Source organism: Roseovarius sp. 217, from assembly GCF_000152845.1.
Classification (GTDB): domain Bacteria; phylum Pseudomonadota; class Alphaproteobacteria; order Rhodobacterales; family Rhodobacteraceae; genus Roseovarius.
Map to the genome: position 1 here is coordinate 3,235,678 of NZ_CH902584.1, position 12,339 is coordinate 3,248,016.

General features: G+C 61.0%; 9 protein-coding genes and 1 other RNA gene. 9 read left to right on the top strand and 1 reads right to left on the bottom strand.

Annotated elements, in window-relative coordinates:
* The first annotated feature begins 4 nt into the window (after positions 1-4).
* The 3 genes from ROS217_RS15530 to ROS217_RS15540 all read left to right on the top strand — a co-directional run bounded on the left by ROS217_RS15530 (position 5) and on the right by ROS217_RS15540 (position 6,250).
* Positions 5-1,765, top strand: a complete 1,761-nt coding sequence (locus ROS217_RS15530) for a sensor histidine kinase (RefSeq protein ID WP_040650650.1) — start codon at positions 5-7, stop codon at positions 1,763-1,765.
* Positions 1,766-1,783: 18 nt separating this feature from the next.
* Positions 1,784-3,106 (top strand): sigma-54-dependent transcriptional regulator, encoded by a 1,323-nt coding sequence (locus ROS217_RS15535; RefSeq protein WP_009818736.1) that lies wholly within the window; start codon positions 1,784-1,786, stop codon positions 3,104-3,106.
* Between the two features lie 402 nt (positions 3,107-3,508).
* On the top strand, positions 3,509-6,250 hold the full coding sequence (locus ROS217_RS15540; RefSeq protein WP_040651562.1) for an Rne/Rng family ribonuclease: 2,742 nt from the start codon (positions 3,509-3,511) through the stop codon (positions 6,248-6,250).
* A 103-nt stretch (positions 6,251-6,353) separates the two neighbouring features.
* Here ROS217_RS15540 and ROS217_RS15545 read toward each other — a convergent pair whose 3' ends face one another.
* Positions 6,354-6,590 carry a sulfurtransferase TusA family protein gene (locus ROS217_RS15545; RefSeq protein WP_009818738.1) on the bottom strand — a complete coding sequence of 79 codons (237 nt, stop codon included), beginning with the start codon at positions 6,588-6,590 and terminating at the stop codon, positions 6,354-6,356.
* An 87-nt stretch (positions 6,591-6,677) separates the two neighbouring features.
* On the opposite strand from ROS217_RS15545, the gene ROS217_RS15550 reads away from it, so the two are divergent.
* The 6 genes from ROS217_RS15550 to ROS217_RS15570 all read left to right on the top strand — a co-directional run bounded on the left by ROS217_RS15550 (position 6,678) and on the right by ROS217_RS15570 (position 12,280).
* Entirely contained in the window at positions 6,678-7,430 is a 753-nt protein-coding gene (locus ROS217_RS15550; protein ID WP_009818739.1) for a cytochrome c biogenesis CcdA family protein, read from the top strand.
* A 54-nt stretch (positions 7,431-7,484) separates the two neighbouring features.
* Positions 7,485-8,687 (top strand): hypothetical protein, encoded by a 1,203-nt coding sequence (locus ROS217_RS15555; protein ID WP_009818740.1) that lies wholly within the window; start codon positions 7,485-7,487, stop codon positions 8,685-8,687.
* Positions 8,684-10,045 carry a cytochrome P450 gene (locus tag ROS217_RS15560; RefSeq protein WP_009818741.1) on the top strand — a complete coding sequence of 454 codons (1,362 nt, stop codon included), beginning with the start codon at positions 8,684-8,686 and terminating at the stop codon, positions 10,043-10,045. The genes ROS217_RS15555 and ROS217_RS15560 overlap by 4 nt, the downstream gene beginning before the upstream one ends.
* An 8-nt stretch (positions 10,046-10,053) precedes the next feature.
* Positions 10,054-10,407, top strand: a transfer-messenger RNA (tmRNA) gene (ssrA, locus tag ROS217_RS23605).
* An 87-nt stretch (positions 10,408-10,494) separates the two neighbouring features.
* Positions 10,495-11,748 carry a chromate efflux transporter gene (gene chrA / locus ROS217_RS15565; RefSeq protein WP_009818742.1) on the top strand — a complete coding sequence of 418 codons (1,254 nt, stop codon included), beginning with the start codon at positions 10,495-10,497 and terminating at the stop codon, positions 11,746-11,748.
* A gap of 73 nt (positions 11,749-11,821) precedes the next feature.
* Entirely contained in the window at positions 11,822-12,280 is a 459-nt protein-coding gene (locus tag ROS217_RS15570; RefSeq protein ID WP_040651566.1) for an SspB family protein, read from the top strand.
* Positions 12,281-12,339 lie beyond the last annotated feature (59 nt).

Genomic DNA, 12,339 nt, shown 5'->3' on the forward strand with positions numbered 1-12,339 from the left:
GCGCATGAGCAAGACTGTCCCGTCCAGCACACGCCTTCGTATGCGCACCATATCCTGGCGCGCCCGGCTGGTGTTGGCCCTGCTCTTTGTGGCGGCGGTGGGCGTGGTGCTGACGACCAATCGTCTGCTCACTGACCGCTTTACCGAAAACACGCGCAATCGTGCCGAACTGCGTCTGGTGCTCTATTCCGGCAACCTCTTGTCGGAGCTTCGGCAGAACGCCATCGTGCCGCAGCTTCTGGCGCGCGATCCGGCGTTGATTGCCGCGCTTAACACGCAGGACTATGCGCAATCGACGCAGCGCCTGATTTCCTTTCTCGAGGAAATCGGTGCGGCGGGTCTGACGCTGTTGGACAAGGACGGGCGCGCGGTTGCGGCAACAGAGCGGTCGCGTCTGGGCGAGAGCCACAAGGCTGCGGCCTATTTCGTTGATGCCATGCGCTCACGCGATACGATTTTCCATGTTTTGCGGCAGGAAACCGGGCAATTCAACTTTTACTATTCGCGCCGGATCGAGACACAGAATGGCACGCTGGGTGTGATCGTGGTCGAGGTCGATTTGCGCAAATACGAACGCGCCTGGGCCGGGATTTCCGATGCGGTGATGGTCACGGATACCGAAGGCCGGATCATTCTGGCCACCGAACCGCGCTGGCGCGGATTGACAGAGGCCGAGGCGCTGCGCCGCGAGCCGGTCAACAGCGCCATCCAGCGCGCCATTCAGGCGACCTCGGATTGGACCGCGCTACCGGCGGATGCCTATGTGCGCGGCGAGGCGGTGATGCGGGTCGAAGGACGTGTCGCCTTTCGCGGCTGGCGGATCGCCGGTTTCACCACCTACACAGCGGTGCGCGACAAGGTGAACGGCTATCTCGCGCTCGAAATCATGGGATTCGCGATTCTTCTGGCGCTCGCCTTTTATTTCCTCAATCGCAAGGCGGCGCTCCGAATGGCGCTCTTTCAGCGGGAATCGGCAGAGCTTCGCGCATTGAATGCCCGCCTCCAGCGGGAAATCGCCGAGCGCAGGCGCGCGCAAGAGAACCTTGCGCAGGCCGAACAGACGATCCAGCAAAGCTCGAAATTGGCGGTGCTGGGCGAGATGTCGGCGGCGGTCAGCCATGAGCTCAATCAACCGCTCGCGGCGATGAAAACCTATCTTGCGGGGGCGCGTCTCTTGCTGTCACGCAACCGCCCCGACGAGGCGCTCTCGGCCTTTCAGCGGATCGACGATCTGATCGAACGGATGGGGGCGATCACCAAGCAGCTCAAGTCCTATGCCCGTCAGTCTGGCACGCAGTTTTCCCCTGTAAACATGGCCGATGCCGTGGCCTCTGCGCTCTCGATGATGGAGCCGCAATTGCGCCAGCGCAAGATCACCATCACCCGCACCCTGCCGGATGAACCGGTGATGATCATGGGCGATCGGGTGCGGGTGGAACAGGTGATCGTCAACCTCTTGCGCAACGCGATCGACGCCACCAACACGGTGCCCGATGCCGTCATCGAGATCCTCTTGGCGGCGGGGGAAACGGCGGTGCTGACGGTGCGCGACAACGGCGAGGGGATCGGCGATTTCAAGAACCTCTTCGAGCCGTTCTATACCACCAAGCAACCCGGCGACGGGGTCGGGCTGGGGCTTGCCATTTCCTCGGGGATCGTCAACGACCTTGGCGGACGTCTCGTGGCGCGCAATGCGCCCGATGGGGGGGCTGTATTCGAGATGCAGCTTCCCATATTGCCAGCAGAGACTCGTGCAGCGGAGTAAAGTGAAATGCCAGCAGCCATGAAAATCGCCATCGTCGATGATGAAAAGGATATGCGCCAGTCGATCAGCCAGTGGCTGGCCCTCTCGGGCTATGACACAGAGGCGTTTCCCTCGGCGGAAGAGGCGCTCAAATCTCTGGGCCCGGATTACCCCGGTATTGTTGTCACTGACGTGCGTATGCCCGGTATGGATGGCATGCAGTTCCTCAAGAAACTGATGGGGTCCGACAGCTCTTTGCCGGTCATCATGATCACCGGCCACGGCGATGTGCCGATGGCGGTCGAGGCGATGCGCATCGGGGCGTTCGATTTTCTGGAAAAGCCGTTTAACCCCGACCGGATGACCGAACTGGCGAAAAAGGCCACCAATGCCCGGCGCATGACGCTGGATGCGCGTGCCCTGCGCAAGGATTTGTCGGACGGCGGGCAATTGATGAAGAAACTCATCGGCACCAGCAATGCGATGGAGCGGCTGCGCGAGGATATTCTGGATCTCGGGCAGGCTGATGGCCATGTCCTGATCGAAGGCGAGACCGGCACCGGCAAAACGCTTGTGGCACATGCGCTGCACGCCGTGGGGGCACGGGCCGGACGCAAATTTGTCACCATCGCCTGCGCCGCCTTTGATGACGAGGGGCTGATCAAGCGCCTCTTTGGACCGATGCAGCCCGAAGACTCCCATTTGCCCGCCTTTGAAGAGGCGCGCGGCGGCACGCTCGTGCTCGAGGATATCGAGGCGCTGAACGACGCGGCTCAGGCGCGGCTCTTGACCCATATCAACGCCGAAGGCAACCCGCCCGAGACCCGCGTTGTGGGCATCTCGAACATGCAGGACGAGGGCCACACCTGCGAAGACGCTCTGCGCCCTGATCTCTTTTACCGCCTCGCCAGCCTGCGGATCACCGTGCCGCCGTTGCGGCAACGCGGCGAGGATATTCTCACGCTGTTCACCCGGTTTTCCGAGCAATTCGCCGATGACTATGGCTGCGAGGCTCCGCAGGTCAGCGCGCAGGAGGCCACGCAGCTCTTGCAGGCACCCTGGCCCGGCAATGTCCGCCAACTCTTCAACGTGGCGGAACGCGCGGTGCTTCAGGCGCGGCGCGGGTCCGGCACGATCACCTCGCTGCTCATGTCGGACCATCAGGACATGCAGCCGGTGATGACCACCGAAGGCAAACCGCTCAAGGAATATGTCGAGGCGTTCGAGCGCATGCTGATCGACAACACCATGCGCCGCCACAAGGGCTCTATTGCCGCCGTAATGGACGAATTGTGCCTGCCGCGCCGCACGCTGAACGAAAAAATGGCCAAGTACAGCCTGCAGCGCTCTGATTATCTTTAAGGCAGTCGGGGCGGCAATTTCATTTTCTCCATTGTCATTGCCGCCTGTGACGCTTTACTGTGACAGTATGGTAAAAGGGCAAATGCGCCCCGCGCCAGGTGAGATTCGCTGTTTCAATCCTCCGTCAGGATCACTCCGACATGATTGGGCAGACCGATTGGGCCCCGATTCCGGGGCCACATACAAGCCTGAACCCTGTAAATCGGTGGACAGGCTCTGAATTGGCGCCGCAAGGGGCCGGAGAAGAAGAACCGCGATGAAGCGCGCGAGACATCACCACGTCAGAGCAGGGGCCGCAACCGGCACCGATCGACGCGCGCCCGCTATCGCCCTTATCAGACATTTGCCGCAACGCGCCGCTCCTCCGGGGCCGGCCGCCGCGCCGCGATGCAAACGGAAAACATGGCTACGAAAATGCTCATTGATGCCACCCACGCCGAGGAAACTCGGGTTGTGGTGGTCGACGGAAACAAGGTCGAGGAATTCGATTTTGAGTCTGAAAACAAACGCCAGCTAGCTGGCAACATCTATCTGGCCAAGGTGACGCGGGTTGAACCCTCGCTTCAGGCTGCCTTTGTCGATTACGGCGGCAATCGCCACGGATTTCTGGCCTTTTCAGAGATTCATCCCGATTACTACCAGATCCCGGTCGCTGACCGCGAAGCGCTGATGGCCGAAGAAGAGGCCCTCGCCAACGCCCAGAACGACGAGGACGAGGATCGTCCGCGCCGCAACAGTGGCGGCGGCGACAACCGCAACGATAATCGCAACGGCAATGGCAATGGCCGCTCGCGGTCGCGGTCCCGCTCGCGTTCGCGGTCGGAAAAAACCCAGTCTGACGATGCCGTGACCACGTCCGAAATCTCGGGGATGGAAACCATCGACCTTGAGGATGAGGCGGCGACTGCGGCGGTGCCCGAAGGCACATCGCCGATGGAACGCGTCCCCGAAACCCCGGTCGAAGAGCCCGAGGACCGCCCTGCGCCGACCTCGCAAGAGGCTGGCGACGAGGAACCGGAAACCGATACCCGCGATCATGCGGCCCAGGATGACGAGATCGAATCCGTCGCCGAGGAAGACGACAGCGAGGATATCCGCCCGGTGCGCAAGCCCCGTGCGCGGCGTTACAAGATCCAGGAGGTCGTCAAGGTCCGCCAGATCATGCTGGTGCAGGTCGTCAAGGAAGAACGCGGCAACAAAGGCGCGGCGCTGACCACCTATCTCAGCCTTGCCGGTCGTTATTGCGTGCTCATGCCCAACACCGCGCGTGGCGGTGGCATCAGCCGCAAGATCACCAATGCCGTTGACCGCAAAAAGCTCAAGGAAATCGCCACAGAGATCGACGTGCCGCGCGGCGCGGGTCTTATCGTGCGCACCGCCGGGGCGAAACGCACCAAGGCCGAAATCAAGCGCGACTATGAATACCTGCAACGCCTCTGGGAGCAGATCCGCGAATTGACGCTGCGCTCGATTGCGCCTGCGAAAATCTACGAAGAGGGCGATCTGATAAAACGCTCGATCCGCGATCTCTATAATCGCGATATTGACGAGGTTCTGGTCGAGGGCGAGCGTGGCTATCGCATCGCCAAGGATTTCATGAAAATGATCATGCCGTCCCATGCCAAGAACGTTAAGCATTACGTGGATCAACAGCCGCTCTTTGCCCGCTTTCAGGTCGAGAGCTATCTGTCGGGCATGTTCAACCCCACCGTGCAGTTGAAATCCGGTGGCTATATCGTGATTGGCGTGACAGAGGCGCTCGTCGCCATCGACGTCAACTCTGGCCGTGCCACCAAGGAAGGCTCGATCGAGGAAACCGCGCTCAAGACCAATATCGAGGCCGCCGAAGAGGTGGCCCGCCAATTGCGCCTGCGCGATCTGGCCGGTCTCATCGTGATCGACTTCATCGACATGGACGAGCGCCGCAATAACGCTTCGGTGGAAAAGCGCCTCAAGGATAAGCTCAAGACCGACCGCGCCCGTATTCAGGTGGGTCGCATCTCGGGCTTTGGCCTCTTGGAAATGTCGCGCCAGCGTTTGCGCCCCGGCATGATCGAGGCGACGACGCAGCCCTGTCCGGCGTGCCATGGCACGGGTCTCATCCGCTCGGATGACAGTCTCGCATTGTCGATCCTGCGCCAGATCGAGGAAGAGGGCGTGCGCCGCCGCTCGCGCGAGGTGTTGGTGAAATGCCCGGTGGGCATCGCCAACTATCTGATGAACCAGAAACGCGATCATGTGGCGCAAATCGAGGGCCGCTATGGCCTGTCGGTGCGAATCGAAGGCGACCCGCGTCTGGTCAGCCCGGATTTCACGATGGAGAAATTCAAGACCGCGACCCGCAATGTTCCCGAAGTGCCGATGGCGCAGTTCGTGTCCGGGAGTTCGGCGCTGATGGATGACATCGACGACGATACAGAGATCGAAGAGGATATCGAGGACGAGGACGAGGCGGACACCGACAAGAGCGATGAGGGCAAGACACCCTCGGAGACCGGTGGTGATGGCTCGGACAAGCCCAAGAAAAGCCGCCGTCGTCGCAGCCGCCGTCGCAAGCCCAAGGGGGGTAACGGCTCTGATCGCAATGGGGACGGCGGTGATGACGGTGCTGATGACGGCAAGGACGACGACGAGGATGTCGCCTCGGATGCGACGGACACTCAGACTGAGACGCCCGAGACTGTGACTACGGCCCCCGCCGAGGCGCAGACCGATGCTGAGACCCAGAGTGACGACGCCTCTGAGGAGAAGCCCAAGCCGAAGCGCACCCGCGCGCCGCGCAAGAAGAAAGAGCCGGCGGTCAATGACGCGTCGACCTCTGAGGATGCGCCTACTGCAAAGGCAGATGACAAGCCCAAGCCCAAACCCAAGCGCACGCCAACTCCGCGCAAAAAGAAAGAACCCGAGGCGGTCGCGGATGCCGATGCCGTGGTGACGGCACCCGCGCCGGAAACGCCCAAGGCCGAAGCGGCCCCGGCTGTTGCCGACGTCGTGGCACCAGATCCGATGCCGGTTGTGGATGCGCCGGTTACCGAAACGCAACCCGAGCCAACGCCAGCGCCGACCCCGGCACCCGCCGCAGAAGCGCCTGCCGTTGAGGAAGACAGCAAGCCGAAACGTCGCGGTTGGTGGTCTCTGGGGTGATCCCTCTCGCTGCGTACGCAACGCGCGTACGCAGCGTACAGGCTTTACATACGCCGCGCCTCAGATCTGGGGCGCGGCGTTTGTCTGTCGGATCAAGCGGGCGCTAGAGGGTCTTGCGGATCAGGTAGGTTTGGACACCGTCTGTATCTGTCGCCGAGAGCAAGTCATGCCCCGATTCCGCGCAGAAATGCGGCACGTCGATAATGGCGGCCGGATCATCGGCCTGCATCGCGATCACCTCACCAATGCCCAATGATTTCAAGCGCTTGCGCAGCTTGAGAACGGGCAGGGGGCACAGCAGCCCACAGGCATCGAGCGTGTCATTCGGTATCATGGCCATTCAGATAGCGGCCTTGTTACAGCCTGTCCACAAGGATGTGACTTTTTGCGTGGTGACGCCGGTCCTCGGGCGGGCTATGTCTGACCCATGTTTGGAATCGAAATCATAGACGCAGCCCTGTTGCCCGCCATGTTCGTGGCCTTAGCTGCTGGAATCATTTCATTTTTAAGCCCTTGTGTGCTTCCCATCGTCCCGCCTTACCTTGCCTATATGAGCGGCATCAGCCTGAGTGACCTCTCTGAAAGCGGCAGCAGTCGCGCCCGCGCGGTGGTCCCGGCGCTGTTTTTCGTGCTTGGCCTGTCGACGGTCTTTATCTTTTTGGGGTTCACCGCCTCGGCGATCGGGACTGTGTTTCTGCAATATCAAAGCTATTTCAATACGATAGCGGGCGTTCTTGTGATGGCCTTCGGTGCGCATTTCGTGGGTGTCTACCGCATCAAATTCCTCGACCGCGAGGCGCGGATTGATGCGGGGGACAAGGGGGGATCGTCCTTTGGCGCCTATGTCCTTGGCCTTGCGTTCGCGTTCGGCTGGACGCCCTGTATCGGCCCGCAACTCGGCGCGATCCTGTCGTTGGCGGCCTCCGAGGGATCGGTTGCGCGTGGCACCGCGCTTTTGGCGATCTATGCCATCGGGTTGGGTGTGCCGTTCTTGCTGGTCGCTGCATTTCTGCCGCGTCTTCAAGGGCTTATGGGCTGGATGAAGCGCCACATGGAGCAGATTGAGCGGGTCATGGGCCTCCTGCTCTGGACCATCGGTCTCTTGATGTTGACCGGCGGTTTCTCGGCCTTTTCCTTTTGGCTGCTGGAAACATTCCCGGCCCTTGCGGTGCTCGGATAACACCTTACGCTTGCCCGATTTTCACGTTAGGCTCTGCTCAACAAGAGGTTGGACATGAGCAGCAAGGCCCCCGTGCGCCGTCGGCGCGTGTTCTATATTCCGGGCTATGACCCCATTCCACCGCGCCGCTACCGCGAGCTCTATCGCAAGGAAGGTGCGGAGCAATCCTCTATTTCCGGATATGAAATCAGTGTGTTGCCTGCCAAAGCTCAGGTTAGGTTCGGTTGGAATGTGGTCGCGCGGATCGAAGATGCGGAGGTCGAGAGCAGCTTTGAAGTGTTGGTCTGGTCCGACATCGTCAAGGGCAGCATGGATCAGGGGATTTTGGCCACCTATCTGACCTTGATCCGCACTGCGGCCATCTACATCGGCAGCGGCGCACTCTTTCGCCTCATGCGATTGCGAAAAGGTCCAGTGATTGCAGCGCTTTATCCGGTGGGATTCCTTCTGGCGCAATTGGCCTTGGCGCTCTTGGCAGCCTGGGGACTGGGCCGCGTGCTGGCGCTCTGGCATCCTTGGGCCATATGGGGCGGTCTCATTGTCGTGCCATTCATCCTCGAATGGTTCCGGCGGCAGGATGGCCGGTTCTTTGCCTATTACCTGATGCACGATTACGCCTATTCAGCGCAGTATCTTGGGGCCAATCCGCCCGAGTTGGAGGCGCGGATGGCGGCGTTTACCACTGAAATTGCGACGGCATTACAAGGGGATAACGACGAGGTTCTGATTGTTGGCCATTCCTCTGGCGCGCATCTGGGGGTGTCGATTCTGGCCGATCTGATCCGCGGCGGACAGGTGCCCAAGACAGGCCCGGTGCTGTCGTTCCTGAGCCTCGGGCAGGTCGTGCCGATGGTGTCGTTTCTGCCGCGCGCACACAGGCTGCGGGCGGACCTGGCCTATCTGAGCGTGCGGGACGAATTGACCTGGGTCGATGTCACCGCCCCCGGCGATGGCTGCGCCTTTGCCCTCTGTGATCCCGTCAGCGTTTCAGGGGTGGCCCCGGCCAACAAACGTTGGCCGCTGGTCATTTCGGCGGCGTTCACGCAGACGCTGAGCCCCGAGCGGTGGCGCGCTTTGCGATGGCGCTTTTTTCGGCTGCATTTTCAATACCTCTGCGCCTTTGACCGGCCCAACGACTACGATTATTTCCGCATCACGGCAGGGCCTTTGACTTTGGCTGAACGATTCCGCGACCGCCCACCGTCGAAAAGCCGGATCGAACGCGCCACCTCGCGCTACACGAGCCTTGCGCCATGATCCCGCCCAAGCCGCCCGCGCGCCCGAACCGCGTGACGCTCTGGCGCTATCTGCGGCTCTTTCGCGCCGATATCCTCTCGGCACAGCCGGCACGTCTTTACCGGGCCTGGATGGCTGAATTTCGCACGCCGTTCTTTCGATCCTACCTCTGTAATGACACCGCGCTGGTCGATCTGGTGCTTAAGCAACGCCCTGATGATTTTCCGAAATCCACCCGTGTTTCCGAGGGGTTGCGTCCTCTGCTTGGGCAATCGGTGTTCGTCACCAATGGCGAGACATGGAAGCGCCAACGCCGTATCATCGACCCCGCGTTTGAGGGTGGGCGGCTGCGCGATACGTTCGCGGCTATGGTCACAGCCGGGCAGGGGGCGGTGACACGCCTTGCCCCTTTGGCCGATGGCACGCCGCTAGAGATCGAGTTTCACACCAGCCACGCCGCCGCCGATGTGATCTTTCGCACCTTGGTTTCTATCCCGATCGAGAACACGACAGCTGCAGAGGTGTTCGAGCAGTTCAAAGCGCATCAACGCACGCAGCCGGTGCTCAATCTTGCGGCTTTTATCCCTTTGCCGCAATGGTTTCCCCGGTTTCACCGTCGCCAGACGCGGGCCACTGCCCGCTCTATCCGGGCGCTCATCACTGGGTTGACGACCAAAAGGCGTGCCGAGATCGAAGCGGGAACAGCGCCCGACGATCTGGCGACCAAGATCATGACCACCGCTGATCCGGTCACAGGTGACCGGTTCGAGACTGAGGAAATGGTCGATCAGGTCGCGATTTTCTTTCTCGCGGGGCATGAAACTAGTGCATCGGCGCTGGCTTGGGCGCTCTATCTGCTGGCGCTTTACCCGGAGTGGCAGGAGCGGGTTGCGGCGGAGGCAGACGCGGTCTTTGGCGCAGGCCCGCCAGAGTTTTCCGACATGTCCGGACTGCGCATCACCCGCGATGTCTTCCGCGAGACGCTGCGCCTCTATCCGCCGGTGCCGATGATGGTGCGCGAGACGACCTGTCCCGAGCGGTTCCGAGATCGCGACATTGCCCCTGGCGCGCAGGTGGTGATCAGCCCTTGGCATTTGCATCGACATGAACGGCTCTGGGATAATCCTGACGGGTTCGATCCGGCGCGCTATAGCACCGAGAATGGCAAGACCTGTCTGCGCGAGGCGTTCATTCCGTTTTCCGCTGGGCAACGGGTCTGCACCGGGGCGGGATTTGCCATGATCGAGGGGCCGCTCTTGCTGGCGATGCTGGTGCGGGCCTATCGATTTGACGTGGTGGCAGAGCGTCCGCCGGTGCCGGTGGCGCATCTGACGGTGCGGGGACGCGATGGCATCTGGCTGAAACTTTTGCCACGGTGATCCGACACCCCCTTTGCAAGCGGGATCAGAGCGCCTATGTATAGGGTGTTCGCGCAAGCGGACTATGGACATAAACGCGCTCGTAATACGCGGATCGGACCCGGGGGCGGTACCCGGCGACTCCACCAAACATCCTTCATTTTGGGGATCATGGGGTCGAAACAGGATCGACGAACGTCTAAAGGGGTTATGCTTTGTCTCGGTGAGGTACCACCGTTATCGGTCCGAAACGTACAGTTGCAAATGACAACCGTGCTCCGGTGGCCGTTGCTGCGTAAGCAGTAACCAAACCGAAACTTAAGCCCTTGCGCTTAGCCGCGTAAGGCGGGGTTCGCAGGCACCTGGCAACAGAAGCCTGCACTTTCACCTCAACTATGATCCCTAAGACGCTGAATTTTCGTCATTAAACTATGTCTTGCGTATAGGCTTGCGCCGCGCGACAAAGAGACATGAGCGCGCCGCCCCTTTCCCTGTTATGCCGCAGCTTTCTGCGGATTGGCCTCCTGAGCTTTGGCGGGCCTGCGGCGCAGATTTCGATGATGCATGATGAATTGGTGGAGCGGCGCGGCTGGCTGACCGAGCAGCAATTTCTGGGCGCGCTGTCGTTTTGCATGCTCTTGCCGGGGCCAGAGGCGATGCAGCTTTGCACCTACGCCGGTTGGCGGCTGCGCGGGGTGCTGGGGGGGCTGATTGCCGGGCTTCTCTTTGTGCTGCCGGGGGCGGCGGTGATCCTGGCGCTTGGCCTTGGCTATGCCACTTACGGCGATCTGCCGCTGGTGCAGGCGGTGTTTCTGGGCGTCAAGGCGGCGGTGGTGGTTATCGTGCTGCAAGCGCTGCTCAAGCTGGCGCGTCGGGCACTTCTGCGGCTGGACAGTTGGGTGCTGGCGGGCCTTGGCTTTGTTGCGATGTTCTTTTTGTCGGTGCCTTTCCCGCTGATCATTGCTTCTGCTGCTTTCTGGGGGTGGTGGTCCCATCGGGACATGGCGGCGGATCTGAGCCTCGTCACCCCAGCGGCTGTGCCGCTCTCCGGGACCGTGACCACGGCGCTGGTCTGGGGCGCGCTCTGGGCGGCACCGGTGCTGCTCGCCTGGGGCATGGGAGCCACGTTTCTCACCGATCTGGCGCTCTTCTTCAGCAAGCTGGCGGTCGTGACCTTTGGCGGAGCCTATGCGGTGCTGGCCTATATGACCGATACGGTGGTGGCGACCAAGGGCTGGCTGACCACCGCCGAAATGATCGACGCACTCGGGCTGGCCGAGACCACACCGGGACCACTGATCCTTGTGACCGAGTTCGTCGGGCTATTGGCCGGATATGCGCAGGGCGGGGCAGGGATGGCAATCACAGCGGCAGTTCTGACCGTCTGGGTGACATTCACGCCCTGTTTTCTTTGGATTTTCACGGGTGCGCCCTATATCGAGCGCATTCTGGCGCGCCCCCGACTCAAGGGGGCCTTGGCGGGGATTTCTGCGGCGGTTGTGGGTGTGATCCTCAACCTGTCGGTCTGGTTCGCGCTCCATGTGCTGTTTGCGGAGGTGGCGATGACGCGTCTCGGACCACGTCCAGAGCTCAGCAGCTTCTCGCCGCTCGATGCGACATTTGTGGCCCTCGCAGGCGTTCTCTTGCTGGTATTTCGTCTGCCGATGGTCTTGGGTCTGGCGCTGATGGCGGCGCTCTCGGGCGCGTGGCATGTTTTGACTTGAGCCGCGCATTGCAGGTCTTTTGTTTTGCTTAGAATCCCCTATGCTGACGTGCAGCAATTCCCCGGGGTCCAACATGTCTCGATCAATCGACTATGGAAATCTTATGCACCGTGCCATGCGCGGCCTCATCCAAGAGGTGTTGAGCAAGGTGCAATCCGAGGGGTTGCCGGGCGCACACCATTTTTTCATCACCTTCGACACCAAACATCCCGAGGCCAAACTCGCCAACTGGTTGAAACAGCGCTATCCATCCGAGATGACGGTCGTGATGCAGCATTGGTATGACGATCTCAAGGTGACCAATGACGGATTTGCCGTAACCCTGAATTTCGGCGACGCGCCAGAGCGACTTTATGTGCCCTATGACGCGATACAGACTTTTGTCGATCCCTCCGTGGAATTCGGGCTGCGGTTCGAGACGCAAGAGGTCGATGAGGAAGACGACGACCTCGACGATACCGAGCCACCGGATGATGACCCGAGTCCGAACAAGGCCGAGGTGGTGAGCCTCGACAGTTTCCGCAAGTCATAGGCGGAATGCGCTGGTGCGACCCGTTGTATTCCGTCGTATACAGCATTGATATTTCGTGC

Bases quoted from the DNA above. Each gene is read 5' to 3' on its own strand.
- ROS217_RS15530 (WP_040650650.1), top strand. From the start codon at position 5: ATGAGCAAGACTGTCCCGTCCAGCACACGCCTTCGTATGCGCACCATA.
- ROS217_RS15535 (WP_009818736.1), top strand. From the start codon at position 1,784: ATGAAAATCGCCATCGTCGATGATGAAAAGGATATGCGCCAGTCGATC.
- ROS217_RS15540 (WP_040651562.1), top strand. From the start codon at position 3,509: ATGGCTACGAAAATGCTCATTGATGCCACCCACGCCGAGGAAACTCGG.
- ROS217_RS15545 (WP_009818738.1), bottom strand. From the start codon at position 6,590: ATGGCCATGATACCGAATGACACGCTCGATGCCTGTGGGCTGCTGTGC.
- ROS217_RS15550 (WP_009818739.1), top strand. From the start codon at position 6,678: ATGTTTGGAATCGAAATCATAGACGCAGCCCTGTTGCCCGCCATGTTC.
- ROS217_RS15555 (WP_009818740.1), top strand. From the start codon at position 7,485: ATGAGCAGCAAGGCCCCCGTGCGCCGTCGGCGCGTGTTCTATATTCCG.
- ROS217_RS15560 (WP_009818741.1), top strand. From the start codon at position 8,684: ATGATCCCGCCCAAGCCGCCCGCGCGCCCGAACCGCGTGACGCTCTGG.
- chrA (WP_009818742.1), top strand. From the start codon at position 10,495: ATGAGCGCGCCGCCCCTTTCCCTGTTATGCCGCAGCTTTCTGCGGATT.
- ROS217_RS15570 (WP_040651566.1), top strand. From the start codon at position 11,822: ATGTCTCGATCAATCGACTATGGAAATCTTATGCACCGTGCCATGCGC.